Raw genomic sequence first — 13,223 nt, forward strand, 5'->3', positions numbered from 1 at the left:
ACCTTTGTAGGAGCGAGCTCGCTCGCGATGGTCGTTAACGATATCGCTAAGTACCTGTCACCCCGCGTTGCTCTCGGGTTCATCGCGAGCAAGCTCGCTCCTACAGGGATTGTGGTGTTTCTGGATGTTCAGGCGTGCGACATTGGTGCAAGGGTCAGCAGACAGTCTAAGCGTCTAATATGGCACTTCAATGCTGTCGACTGTCCGGGAACCACGCTTTATGCAAACCGCTTACACCGTCCTGATTCTGTTGATGCTGGTCGGCGTTTCGCGCCTGATTGGACGGGTGATTCCGCTGCCATTGCCTTTGGTGCAAATTGCCGCGGGGGCCTTGCTTGCCTGGCCAACGCTCGGGCTGCATGTGGCGCTGGACCCCGAACTGTTCCTGTTCCTGTTCCTGCCGCCGCTGTTGTTCTCCGACGGCTGGCGCATGCCCAAGCGCGAATTCTGGCGTCTGCGCGGACCGATCCTGACCCTGGCGGTGGGGCTGGTGCTGTTTACCGTGGTCGGCGCCGGGTATTTCATTCACTGGCTGCTGCCCGGTGTGCCGTTGCCGGTGGCGTTTGCCCTGGCGGCCGTGCTGTCGCCGACAGATGCGGTGGCGGTGTCGGCCATCTCCCGCAACAGACTGCCCACACCCTTGATGCACATCTTGCAGGGTGAGGCGCTGATGAACGATGCCTCGGGCCTGGTGACGTTCAAGTTTGCGCTGGTGGCAGCGGTGACCGGTGTGTTCTCGCTGGCCAATGCCAGCCTGACATTCATGCTGGTCGCCGTCGGTGGTCTGGCCGTCGGGGTGGCCTTGAGCTGGCTGGTCGGCCGCCTGCGGGCGTGGATGATCGCGCGCGGCTGGGATGATCCGGCGACGCACGTGGTGTTCATGTTGCTGCTGCCGTTTGCGGCCTACGTGCTGGCCGAGCGCATGGAAGTGTCGGGCATCCTGTCGGCGGTGGCGGCGGGGATGATGCAGAGCTGGCTCGATCTGCTGCCGCGCCAGACCAACACCCGCTTGCTCAATCGCAGCGTCTGGTCATTGCTGGAGTTTGCCTTTAATGGCTTGATTTTTCTGCTGTTGGGCCTGCAGTTGCCGGATATCATCAAGGCTGTGGCCAGTCACGAACCTTCGTTGTGGCCGACACTGCTCTATCGCTGCTTCGACGTTCTGGCGATTTTTCTGGTGCTGCTGGTGTTGCGGTTTGTCTGGGTACAAAGCATCTGGCGTCTGTCCATTTTTGTGCGGCGCTGGCGCGGCAAGGATGAAATAACACGGGTGCCGAGCGCGCGTTCATGCTGGCTGCTGACTGTCGCAGGCGTGCGTGGCGCCGTGACCTTGGCCGGTGTGATGTCGGTACCGATGCTCATGGGGGGCAGCGCCTTTCCCGAACGCGACCTGCTGATATTCATTGCCGCCGGGGTGATTTTGTTGTCGTTGATTGCCGCGTGCATTGCCTTGCCGTTGCTGCTGCGTGGTATCGAGAAAAGCCCGGACGACAAACGCCGCAATGAAGTGCGCGACGCCTGGCGCAAGACCGCCGAAGCGGCCATTCATGCGCTCGAGGCAGAAGAGGCCAACCCACAGGACGCCGCCCAATCCGCGCTGGCCGCCGAACTCAAGGCGCGGATCATGTCGGAGTACAGGCATCAGCTGGAGGTGTTCAACGATTCTGCTGAAGCCCAGGCCCTGGCCTTTCAGATGGACTTGCTGGAGCGGCGTTTGCGCTTGAAGGCGCTGCGGGCGCAGCGCCTGGAGTTGTATAGCCTCAGTCGTCAGCACCAGATAGGTGATGACGTGTTGCGTGAAGTGCTGGGTGAGCTTGATTTGAGTGAGGCCAAGCTGGGCCAGGTGAAGTAAACCTGGCCGTCACCGGACGGGGGGTTATTTGCGGCGCTGGATGAAATCGCGAATCCGCTCGGCGGCTTCAACGCACTCCGCCAACGGCGCAACCAATGCCATCCGCACACGCCCGGCCCCCGGATTGACGCCATCGACATCACGCGAGAGGTAAGAGCCCGGCACCACGGTCACATGCTCCTGTTCGAACAGATCGCGGCAGAACGCTGCGTCGTCACCGGCCACATTCGGCCACAGGTAGAAGCTGCCATCCGGACGCTGCACGTCCAGCACCGGGCTGAGGATCTCCAGTACTGCATCGAACTTCTCTCGGTACAACGCACGGTTGGCGCGCACATGCACTTCGTCGTTCCACGCGGCAACACTGGCCAGTTGCGTCTGAACCGGCATCGCGCAGCCGTGGTAGGTGCGATAGAGCAGGAAGCCCTTGAGGATGTCGGCGTCACCGGCGACAAAACCCGAACGCAGGCCTGGCAGGTTCGAACGCTTGGACAGGCTGTGGAACACCACGCAGCGCTTGAAGTCCTTGCGGCCCAGCTCCGCGCAGGCGCTGAGCAGGCCTGGTGGCGGGGTTTGCTCGTCGAAGTAGAGTTCGCTGTAGCACTCATCGGCGGCGATCACGAAGTCGTACTCGTCGGCCAGTGCGATCAGCTTTTTCAGGGTTTCCACCGGAATCAATGCGCCGGTCGGGTTGCCTGGCGAGCAAAGGAACAGGATCTGGCAGCGTTTCCAGATGTCCGGCGACACGGCGTCGAAATCCGGGTTGAAACCGTTTTCGTCCAGGCACGGCAGATAGTGCGGCTTGGCGCCGGCGAGGAACGCCGCGCCTTCGTAGATCTGGTAGAACGGGTTCGGGCTGACCACCAGAGCGTCATCGCCACGGTTGACCACGGTCTGGGTAAAGGCGAACAGCGCTTCGCGGGTGCCGTTGACCGGCAGCACGTTGCGCGCCGGGTCGATCCAGCCTTTGGGGACATCGAAGCGCCGCTCGCACCATGCCGCGATGGCTTCACGCAGGGCCGGAATGCCGAGGGTGGTCGGGTACACCGCCATCTGATCCAGGTTGCTGGCCAGGGCTTCGGCGACGAAGCTTGGCGAACGGTGTTTCGGCTCGCCGATGGACAGGGCGATAGGGCGTTTGTCCGGATTGGGCGTGACACTGCCGAGCAGGGCGCGGAGTTTCTCGAACGGGTAGGGCTGCAGCTGGGTCAGAGCGTTGTTCATCGATAAATCTCGTTCGGTGTTGGAGCGGCGCTGGTCCCTGTAGGAGCGAGCTTGCTCGCGATGGTCGTCAACGATAACGCGTTCTTGCCAGGATAACGCGGTGTATTTGAGTTCATCGCGGGCAGGCTCGCCCCTACATAAGGGCGGGCCGTTGTTGATTCAGATGCTGATGCGCGACAGTTTGATATCCGGTTCCTGGTTGACGCTCAGTTGTTCGACGATCGCATCCTGCAGGCGGCTACACAGCAGCGGGTCGGACAACGGCAGATTGTTGGCGTCGGTGATGAAGAACACGTCTTCCACGCGCTCGCCGAGGGTGGCGATCTTGGCATTTTGCAGTGACAGATCGAACTCCAGGAAAATCGTCCCAATCCGCGCCAGCAGGCCCGGGCGGTCAGGCGCCGTGAGTTCCAGCACCGTCACCTGGCGCTGGGCGTCGTTGTGGATCGTCACTTGTGGCGCAAAGGCGAAATGCTTGAGCTGACGGGGCACCCGGCGCTGGATGATGGTCGGGTAGTCGTCCGGGTTGCGCAGGGCTTCGGTCAGGCCGTCGCGGATTTGCTTGATCCGTGCCGGGTTATCGCCAATCGAGTCGCCGTCGGTGTCGAGCACGATATAGGTGTCGAGGGTGAACTGGCTGCTGGAGGTGATGACCCGGGCGTCGTGAATGTTCAGGTTGAGCTGGTCCATCGCAGCCACGGTCACGGCAAAGAAGTCGTGCTGGTCGGGGGCGTAGATGAAGATCTGTGTTCCGCCTTCGAACTCGCGCTGGGTGGTTTCCTTGATCAGTACCAGTGGCCCGCCGTCGGCCGGTTGCTGGAGGATCGCGTCGCTGTGCCAGGCCACATCGCCGGCGGTGTGACGCAGGAAATAGTCGTCACCCAATTGCGCCCACAGTTGCTCGACATCGTCCGGGTCGGTGCCGCCGCGCACCAGGATATCCAGGGCCGCGCTTTGGGTCTGGCGGATCTGCTCTTCGCGATCCACCGGGTTCTCCAGGCCACGACGCAGCGCGCGCTTGGTCTCGGTGTAGAGCTGGCGCAGCAGGCTGGCGCGCCAGGAGTTCCACAGCGTCGGGTTGGTGGCGTTGATGTCGGCGACGGTCAGCACATACAGGTAGTCGAGGCGGGTTTCGTCGCCGACGATCTGTGCGAAATCGTGGATCACCTGCGGGTCGGACAGGTCCTTGCGCTGGGCAGTTGTCGACATCACAAGGTGGTTTTGCACCAGCCACACGATCAGGCGGCTGTCCCATGTGGGCAGTTGATGGCGCTGGCAAAAGGCCTCGGCATCCACGGCGCCGATGTCCGAGTGATCGCCATGCCGGCCCTTGCCGATGTCGTGGTACAGGCCGGCCATGTAAATCAGCTCTGGCTTGGGCAGCTTGCCCATGAGCTTGCTGGCCAGCGGGAATTTTTCCGACACCTTGGTGTACTGCAACTTACGCAGGTGCTTGATCAGGTTCAGGGTGTGGGCATCGACCGTATAGATGTGGAACAGGTCATGTTGCATTTGTCCGACGATAAAGCCGAATTCGGGCAGGTAACGCCCAAGGATGCCGTAACGGTTCATCCGCCGCAGATTGCGGTGGATGCCGATCTTGCACTTGAACAGCTCGATGAACAGGCTGGTGTTGCGAATATCGTTGCGGAAGTCGTCGTCGATCAGGTGGCGGTTTTCCCGCAGCAGACGAATGGTGTCGGCGCGCACGCCCTTGATTTCCGGCTGCTGGGCCATCAGCACGAATATTTCGAGCATGGCGAACGGCGTGCGGCGGAAGACGTTGTCGTTGCGTGCTTCGATGTAGCCGTCATGCAACTGGAAGCGCGAGTTGATCGGTTGTGGTGGCGCTTCGTCTTCCGGTGCGAGGATGACTTCCTCGAAGTGCTGGATGATCAGGTCGCTGAGCTGGGCGATGCTCATCACCACCCGGTAATACTGCTGCATGAAGTTTTCGACGGCTTGCTTGGCGTCGTCGCCCTTGAAGCCCAGCAGCCCGGCAATGGTGCGCTGGTGATCGAACAGCAGGCGGTCTTCGGCACGACCGGCGAGCATGTGCAGGGCATAACGAACCTTCCACAGGAACTCCTGGGAAGAGGCGAGCAGGGCGTTTTCACTCTCGACCAGGAATCCTTCACCAGCCAGTGCCCGCAGGTTCAGGGTGCCGTACTCGCGACGGGCCACCCAGAGAATCGTCTGGATATCCCGCAAGCCGCCGGGAGAGCCTTTGACGTTGGGTTCCAGGTTGTATTCGGTGTCGTTGTACTTGTGGTGGCGGGCCTTTTGTTCGGCACGCTTGGCCAGGAAGAAGTCCTTGCTCGGCCACATGTGCGCGGTGCTGGTGACGTCCAGCATGCGCTGGCGCAAATGCTCGGGGCCGGCGATGGTGCGGCTTTCCATCAGGTTGGTGACGACCGTCAGGTCGGCGCGGGCCTCGACGGCGCACTCGTCGACCGAGCGAACGCTCTGGCCGACCTCCAGGCCGATGTCCCACAACAGCGTCAGAAAACGCTCTATGGAATCGCGGAAAACTTCGTGGTCGGCGCTGTCCAGCAGGATCAGCAAGTCGATATCGGAATAAGGGTGCAATTCGCCGCGGCCGTAGCCACCGACCGCGACCAGTGCAATGCCGGCTTCGGAACTCAAGCTGAACTGGTTCCACGCCTTTTGCAGGATGTTATCGACAAACCAGGCGCGATCCTCAATCAGCCGGCGAATGTCCCGGCCGCTGCGAAAACGCTCGTCGAGCACCTCGCGGGCCTGGCGGATCGCCTTCTTGAAGGCCGCGATCGGGCTTGCCTTCAGGGCCAGTTCAGCTTGGAACTGGCCGCGATCGAAGAGTTCGGGATCCACCTGCGGCATCGATTGGCTTTCCTTTCTATAGGCGATGTACGGTAACGGGATCAGGCCGAAACGCGAGGGATGGTGTCATCGCTGCGCAGGGTGAAGATCTCGTAACCGGTTTCGGTCACCAGCAGGGTGTGTTCCCACTGTGCCGAGAGCTTGCGGTCCTTGGTGATCGCGGTCCAGCCGTCGCCCAGTACCTTGGTGTCGGCCTTGCCCTGGTTGATCATCGGCTCGATGGTGAAGGTCATGCCGGCCTTGAGTTCCATGCCGGTGCCAGCGCGGCCGTAGTGCAGGATCTGCGGCTCTTCGTGGAACACCTTGCCGATGCCGTGACCGCAGAATTCGCGAACCACCGAGAAACCGTTCTTTTCAGCGTGCTTCTGGATGATTTCGCCGATGTCGCCCAGGCGGCAGCCAGGCTTGACGATTTCAATCGCCTTGTACATGCATTCCTGGGTCACCTGGGACAGGCGCTCGGCCCAGACCGGCACGTTGCCGACATGGAACATGCGGCTGGTATCGCCGTGGTAGCCGTCCTTGATGACGGTGACGTCGATGTTCAGGGTGTCGCCATCCTTCAACGGCTTGTCGTTCGGGATGCCGTGGCAGACCACATGGTTGATCGACGTGCAGATCGACTTTGGATAGCCCTTGTAGTTGAGCGGGGCAGGGATGGCTTTCTGCTCATTGACGATATAGTCGTGACAGATCTGGTTCAGTTGATCGGTGGTAACGCCCGGCTTGACATATTCGGCAATCATTTCCAGCACATCGGCGGCCAGTTTGCCGGCGATACGCATCTTGGCGATATCCTCGGGGGTTTTGAGGGTGACGGTCATACAGGCTCTCTCTGCGCTCGATGGCGCTTTCCAAACGAAAAGGGCATTGCGCGATCGATCTTCGCAGCCCTGAAAAATGCGATTCTACCAGACGATCAGCGCAAATCTGCGCCTGTGTGCATCGCTTCTCTTTATAGAATGGTGCATTCTTGGCGGATTCCAAGGGGTGGAGCAAAGTGCCCGCCAGGATTTCAGAATCCGGGTTCCGTTTTGCCCTGCCTTGTGGTATAAAATGCGCCGCTTTCCGGGGATGTCCCGAAAAGCCTAAATCCACACACGTGTCGACACGATGACCTGGGTGCCTTCAGCTGATGCTGCTGGTTGGTCATTGGGATACGTGGAGGCCAAACCCGACTTATTAAGGAACTATCATGTCCCAAGTCAACATGCGCGATATGCTGAAGGCCGGTGTGCACTTCGGTCACCAGACCCGTTACTGGAACCCGAAAATGGGCAAGTACATTTTCGGCGCGCGTAACAAGATCCACATCATCAACCTTGAAAAAACCCTGCCAATGTTCAACGAAGCTCTGACTTTCGTAGAGCGTCTGGCCCAGGGCAAAAACAAGATTCTGTTCGTCGGCACCAAGCGTTCCGCTGGCAAGATCGTTGCTGAAGAAGCAGCACGTTGCGGTTCGCCGTACGTCGATCACCGCTGGTTGGGCGGCATGCTGACCAACTTCAAAACCATCCGTGCTTCCATCAAGCGTCTGCGTGACCTTGAAGTTCAAGCCGAAGACGGTACTTTCGCCAAGCTGACCAAGAAAGAAGCGCTGATGCGCACTCGTGACCTGGAAAAGCTGGATCGTTCCCTGGGTGGTATCAAGGACATGGGCGGTCTGCCAGACGCTCTGTTCGTTATCGACGTTGATCACGAGCGCATCGCGATCACCGAAGCCAACAAGCTGGGCATCCCGGTTATCGGCGTAGTCGATACCAACAGCAGCCCGGAAGGCGTTGACTACATCATCCCAGGCAACGATGACGCAATCCGCGCTATCCAGCTGTACATGGGTTCGATGGCTGACGCTGTAATCCGCGGTCGCAACAACGTTGCCGGCGGCACCGAAGTATTCGTTGACGAAGCTCCGGTAGCAGCAGCTGAGTAATTGACGCCTTGGCGTTGACTCAGTAAGCAAAAAGGGGGCTTGGCCCCCTTTTTGCCACCTCGAAAACCATTTGTCGGCGCCCACTGCTCTATCTGTAACGTGCGGCAGCTAACAAGGGTGGTTCGGGAAGAATTGATCGCCCGTTCGATCGGGTGGAATGGTTGAAAACCTATCCAAGAGGATTTTGAAATGGCAGAGATTACTGCAGCGTTGGTCAAAGAACTGCGCGAGCGTACCGGCGAAGGCATGATGGACTGCAAAAAGGCCTTGACCAAGGCTGGCGGCGACATCGAGAAAGCCATTGATGACATGCGTGCTTCGGGCGCCATCAAGGCTGCCAAGAAAGCCGGCAACGTTGCCGCTGAAGGCGCAATCGCCATCAAGGCCGACGACAAGTCCGCCGTACTGCTGGAAGTGAACTCGCAGACCGACTTCCTGGCCCTGCAAGACGACTTCAAAAACTTCGTAGCTGAAAGCGTTGAGCAAGCCTTCGCCGAGAAGCTGACTGACGCAGCTCCGCTGATCGCTTCTCGTGAATCGGCTCGTGAAGCCCTGGTGGCCAAAGTTGGCGAAAACGTCAACATCCGTCGCCTGGTTCGCGTTGAAGGTGACGTCGTTGGTACCTACCTGCACGGTAACAAGATCGGCGTTGCTGTTGTCCTGAAGGGCGGCGACGTCCAACTGGCCAAAGAAATCGCCATGCACGTAGCAGCCAGCAACCCTGAGTTCCTGCTGCCATCGCAGGTTTCTGCCGAAGCCATCGAGCGCGAGAAAGCTGTATTCCTGCAGCTGAACGAAGACAAGATGAAAGGCAAGCCTGCTGAAATCGTCGAGAAGATGATTGCCGGCCGTATCACCAAGTTCCTGGCTGAAGCCAGCCTGGTTGAGCAAGCTTTCGTGATGAACCCGGAACTCACCGTGGGTGCCCTGGCCAAGAAAGCCGGCGCTGAAATCGTTTCCTTCACCTACTTCAAAGTCGGCGAAGGCATCGAGAAGCCAGTGGACAACTTCGCAGAAGAAGTTGCTGCCCAGCTGGCTGCCGCCAAGCAATAAGACGGTTTTTAACTGTCGCCCAGAAGAGGCTGCCCGCTCACGCGCGCAGCCTCTTTTCAGATGGGGCACCAATTTTTAATTGGTTTCCTTTTGGAACTGGCTTACAAAGCCATGTTCCGATGGCGCTGAAGCAGCGCCAAGCTAGATTGAACAGCCAGCTGTAAACAGCTCGCAAAGAATTTTTAAAATACGCCGCAGGAGAGATTCGCAATGGCTCAGCAGGGCAGTGGTTATCAGGCTCGCTATAAACGCATTCTACTCAAGCTTAGCGGCGAGGCCCTGATGGGCTCGGAGGAGTTCGGGATCGACCCGAAAGTTCTGGATCGCATGGCATTGGAAGTTGGCCAGCTGGTCGGCATCGGTGTTCAGGTCGGTCTGGTTATCGGTGGTGGCAACCTGTTCCGCGGTGAAGCGCTGAGCAAGGCTGGCATGGACCGGGTCACGGGCGACCACATGGGCATGCTGGCCACTGTGATGAATGCCCTGGCCATGCGCGACGCCCTTGAGCGCGCCAACATCTCGGCCATCGTGATGTCCGCTATTTCCATGGTTGGCGTGACCGATCACTATGATCGCCGCAAGGCCATGCGCCACTTGAACTCCAAGGACGTGGTGATTTTCGCGGCCGGTACCGGCAACCCGTTCTTTACGACGGATTCGGCTGCCTGCCTGCGTGCAATCGAAATCGATGCCGATGTCGTGCTCAAGGCGACCAAGGTCGATGGCGTCTACACCGCTGACCCATTCAAAGACCCGCATGCCGAGAAGTTCGATCATCTGACCTACGATGAAGTGCTGGATCGCAAGCTGGGTGTGATGGATCTGACGGCCATTTGCCTGTGCCGCGACCATAAAATGCCGCTACGCGTATTTAACATGAACAAGCCCGGCGCCCTGCTGAACATCGTGCATGGCGGCGCTGAAGGAACCCTGATCGAGGAAGGCGAACAATGATCAACGAAATCAAGAAAGACGCTAAAGAGCGCATGCAGAAGTCTGTGGAGTCCCTGTCGCACAACTTCGGCCGCATTCGTACCGGCCAGGCGCACCCGAGCATCCTGGAAGGCGTGATGGTGCCGTACTACGGCGCTGACACCCCGATCAAGCAAGTGGCCAACATCACCGTCAAGGACGCCCGTACCCTGCAAGTCGTTGCCTTCGAGCGCAACATGCTCGGCGCAGTCGACAAGGCTATCGGCAGTGCGGGTCTGAACTTGAACCCGACCAACCTCGGCGAGCTGCTGTTGATCAGCATGCCGGCCCTGACCGAAGAAACCCGCCGTGGTTTCACCAAGCAGGCCCGTGACGTGGCAGAAGACGCTCGTGTTGCCGTGCGCAACATCCGTCGCGATGCCAACAGCTCGTTGAAAGATCTGGTCAAGGAAAAAGAGATCAGTGAAGACGAAGAGCGTCGCGCCACTGGCGAGATCGACGATCTGACCAAGAAGTTCGTGGCTGAAATCGACGCGAAGCTGGCAGAGAAAGAAAAAGACCTGATGGCCGTATAAGGGTCGCGTTTTCATGGAAAAGACTAAGCAGACTGCACCGTCCGCGGTGCCGCGCCATGTCGCGATCATCATGGATGGTAACAATCGCTGGGCGAAAAAGCGCTTTATGCCGGGTGTCGCCGGGCATAAAGCGGGTGTGGATGCGGTACGTGCGGTCATTGAAGTCTGCGCCGAGGCCAAGGTCGAAGTGCTGACCCTGTTCGCCTTTTCCAGCGAGAACTGGCAGCGTCCGGCCGATGAGGTCAGCGCCTTGATGGATCTGTTCTTCAAGGCGCTACGTCGTGAGGCCAAGCGCCTCAACGACAACAACATCAGCCTGCGCATCATTGGTGACCGCTCGCGCTTTCATCCCGAGCTGCAGGCTGCCATGCGCGAAGCTGAAGCCATGACCGTTGGCGCCAATCGTTTTATCCTGCAGATCGCCGCCAATTACGGCGGTCAGTGGGATATCGCACAAGCTGCGCAACGACTGGCGCGAGAGGTTCAGGCCGGACACTTGCGTCCGGAAGACATCACGCCTGATCTGCTGCAGACCTGCCTGGTCACGGGTGACCTGCCGCTGCCGGACCTGTGTATCCGTACCGGTGGCGAGCACCGCATCAGCAACTTCCTGCTCTGGCAGCTGGCCTATGCCGAGTTGTATTTCTCCGACCTGTTCTGGCCGGACTTCAAACACGATGCCATGCGCAATGCGCTGGCTGATTTCGCTTCCCGCCAGCGCCGCTTCGGTAAAACGAGCGAGCAGGTCGAGGCTGGAGCCCGGGTTTAATGCTTAAACAACGAATCATCACCGCGCTGATCCTGCTGCCGATTGCCCTGTGCGGGTTTTTCCTGCTTGAAGGTTCCGGTTTTGCACTGTTCATCGGGCTGGTCGTAACCCTTGGTGCCTGGGAATGGGCTCGACTGGCGGGTTTCGCCGGTCAAGCGTTCCGCGTTGGCTATGCCGCCGTGGTCGCTTTGATGCTGTTCCTCATGTACATCCTGCCCGGCCTCGCGCCTTGGGTGTTGGGTGCTTCGGTATTGTGGTGGGCGGTGGCGACGTATCTGGTGCTGACCTATCCGCGTTCGAGCGAGCATTGGTCCAACGCGGCGACCAGGCTGGTGATCGGCCTGTTGATTCTCCTGCCGGCGTGGCAAGGTCTGGTGCAGATCAAGCAATACCCGCTGGGTAACTTGCTGATCCTGGCGGTGATGGTGTTGGTCTGGGGTGCCGATATTGGTGCCTACTTCTCCGGTCGTGCTTTCGGCAAGCGCAAGCTCGCACCGCAGGTCAGTCCGGGCAAAAGCTGGGAAGGCGTGTACGGTGGGCTGGCGCTGAGTCTGGTCATTACCACATTCGTTGGCCTGGTGCGCGACTGGACGGTGGCCGAACTGTTCAAAGGGCTGATCGGTGCCGCGCTGATCGTGTTCATTTCGGTGGTGGGCGATCTCACTGAAAGCATGTTCAAGCGCCAGTCCGGGATCAAGGACAGCAGCAGCCTGCTTCCGGGTCACGGTGGCGTGCTGGATCGTATCGACAGCCTGACGGCAGCGATTCCGGTGTTCGCCGTACTGTTGTGGATGGCGGCACCATGAGCCGCCCGCAACAGATTACCGTTCTGGGTGCGACCGGCTCGATTGGCTTGAGTACGCTCGACGTCATCGCTCGCCATCCTGATCGTTATCAGGTCTTTGCATTGAGTGGCTTCACTCGCTTGAGTGAGTTGCTGGCGCTCTGCGTGCGCCATGTCCCGCGGTTCGCTGTCGTGCCTGAGGTCGCTGCTGCCCGCACCTTGCAGGATGATTTGCGCGCGGCGGGTCTTTCGACCCGTGTTCTGGTGGGTGAGGAGGGTTTGTGTCAGGTCGCTTCCGATCCGGAAGTCGATACGGTCATGGCGGCCATCGTCGGTGCAGCGGGGTTGCGCCCGACACTGGCGGCAGTCGAGGCTGGCAAAAAGATCCTCCTGGCCAACAAGGAAGCGTTGGTCATGTCCGGCGCACTGTTCATGCAGGCGGTGCGCAAAAGTGGGTCGGTGTTGCTGCCGATCGATAGCGAGCACAACGCGATTTTCCAGTGCATGCCGCTCGATTATGCCCGTGGCCTTGAGGCGGTCGGTGTGCGTCGGATCTTGCTCACGGCTTCCGGAGGTCCGTTCCGGCAGACGCCAATGGCTGAACTGGCGCATGTTTCACCTGATCAGGCGTGCGCGCATCCGAACTGGTCCATGGGGCGAAAAATCTCCGTTGACTCGGCCAGCATGATGAACAAGGGGCTTGAGTTGATCGAAGCCTGCTGGCTGTTCGATGCCAGGCCGGCGCAGGTCGAGGTGGTGATTCACCCGCAAAGTGTGATCCATTCGTTGGTCGACTATGTCGATGGTTCTGTCCTCGCGCAGCTGGGTAATCCGGACATGCGCACGCCCATCGCCAATGCCCTGGCCTGGCCGGAGCGGATCGACTCGGGTGTGGCGCCTCTGGATCTGTTTGCCATTGCACGGCTGGACTTCGAGGCGCCCGATGAAGAGCGTTTCCCTTGCCTGCGCCTGGCCCGTCAGGCGGCCGAGGCGGGTAACAGCGCACCGGCGATGCTTAATGCGGCGAATGAAGTGGCAGTGGCGGCATTTCTCGACGAGCGGGTTCGATATCCGGAAATCGCGAGTATCATCGAGGAAGTACTGAATCTTGAGCCCGTAGTGGCAGTGGACGATCTCGATGCAGTGTTCACGGCAGACGCAAAGGCGCGATTGCTGGCCGGACAATGGTTGAGCCGGCACGGGCGGTAAATGCTGCGGATAGTTGACCCAGGCAGCAG

General features: G+C 59.6%; 11 protein-coding genes. 8 read left to right on the forward strand and 3 right to left on the reverse strand.

Annotated features, from left to right (window positions below; all coding sequences use genetic code 11):
• Window positions 1-220 precede the first annotated feature (220 nt).
• Window positions 221-1,852, forward strand: coding sequence for a Na+/H+ antiporter (locus tag ACCD00_RS18210; RefSeq protein ID WP_413426558.1), 1,632 nt, complete (start codon window positions 221-223; stop codon window positions 1,850-1,852).
• A gap of 24 nt (window positions 1,853-1,876) precedes the next feature.
• On the opposite strand, the gene dapC is transcribed toward ACCD00_RS18210, so the two are convergent.
• The 3 genes from dapC to map all read right to left on the reverse strand — a co-directional run bounded on the left by dapC (window position 1,877) and on the right by map (window position 6,762).
• On the reverse strand, window positions 1,877-3,076 hold the full coding sequence (dapC, locus tag ACCD00_RS18215; RefSeq protein WP_413426560.1) for a succinyldiaminopimelate transaminase: 1,200 nt from the start codon (window positions 3,074-3,076) through the stop codon (window positions 1,877-1,879).
• A 159-nt stretch (window positions 3,077-3,235) separates the two neighbouring features.
• Window positions 3,236-5,938, reverse strand: a complete 2,703-nt coding sequence (locus ACCD00_RS18220; protein ID WP_413426562.1) for a [protein-PII] uridylyltransferase — start codon at window positions 5,936-5,938, stop codon at window positions 3,236-3,238.
• Between the two features lie 41 nt (window positions 5,939-5,979).
• Window positions 5,980-6,762: a type I methionyl aminopeptidase gene (map, locus tag ACCD00_RS18225; protein ID WP_008000050.1), complete on the reverse strand. Its 783-nt coding sequence runs from the start codon at window positions 6,760-6,762 to the stop codon at window positions 5,980-5,982.
• Between the two features lie 371 nt (window positions 6,763-7,133).
• Here map and rpsB point away from each other — a divergent pair, with 371 nt between their 5' ends.
• The 7 genes from rpsB to ispC all read left to right on the forward strand — a co-directional run bounded on the left by rpsB (window position 7,134) and on the right by ispC (window position 13,194).
• A complete protein-coding gene (gene rpsB, locus ACCD00_RS18230; protein WP_008019554.1) occupies window positions 7,134-7,871 on the forward strand; it encodes a 30S ribosomal protein S2 in 738 nt (245 codons plus the stop codon).
• A 189-nt stretch (window positions 7,872-8,060) separates the two neighbouring features.
• Window positions 8,061-8,924, forward strand: coding sequence for a translation elongation factor Ts (tsf, locus tag ACCD00_RS18235; protein ID WP_413426564.1), 864 nt, complete (start codon window positions 8,061-8,063; stop codon window positions 8,922-8,924).
• 210 nt (window positions 8,925-9,134) lie between these two features.
• Window positions 9,135-9,878: a UMP kinase gene (pyrH, locus tag ACCD00_RS18240; RefSeq protein WP_008000043.1), complete on the forward strand. Its 744-nt coding sequence runs from the start codon at window positions 9,135-9,137 to the stop codon at window positions 9,876-9,878.
• Window positions 9,875-10,432, forward strand: coding sequence for a ribosome recycling factor (gene frr / locus ACCD00_RS18245; protein ID WP_008019552.1), 558 nt, complete (start codon window positions 9,875-9,877; stop codon window positions 10,430-10,432). The genes pyrH and frr overlap by 4 nt, the downstream gene beginning before the upstream one ends.
• A gap of 13 nt (window positions 10,433-10,445) precedes the next feature.
• Complete coding sequence (uppS, locus tag ACCD00_RS18250) at window positions 10,446-11,201, forward strand: polyprenyl diphosphate synthase (protein WP_413426567.1); 756 nt, start codon at window positions 10,446-10,448, stop codon at window positions 11,199-11,201.
• Window positions 11,201-12,007: a phosphatidate cytidylyltransferase gene (locus ACCD00_RS18255; protein ID WP_413426569.1), complete on the forward strand. Its 807-nt coding sequence runs from the start codon at window positions 11,201-11,203 to the stop codon at window positions 12,005-12,007. Before uppS ends, ACCD00_RS18255 begins: the two co-directional genes overlap by 1 nt.
• Window positions 12,004-13,194 carry a 1-deoxy-D-xylulose-5-phosphate reductoisomerase gene (ispC, locus tag ACCD00_RS18260; RefSeq protein ID WP_413426571.1) on the forward strand — a complete coding sequence of 397 codons (1,191 nt, stop codon included), beginning with the start codon at window positions 12,004-12,006 and terminating at the stop codon, window positions 13,192-13,194. The genes ACCD00_RS18255 and ispC overlap by 4 nt, the downstream gene beginning before the upstream one ends.
• Window positions 13,195-13,223 lie beyond the last annotated feature (29 nt).

The sequence above is a fragment of the Pseudomonas sp. Pseusp3 genome, from assembly GCF_047304225.1.
Classification (GTDB): Bacteria; Pseudomonadota; Gammaproteobacteria; order Pseudomonadales; family Pseudomonadaceae; genus Aquipseudomonas; species Aquipseudomonas fluorescens_CD.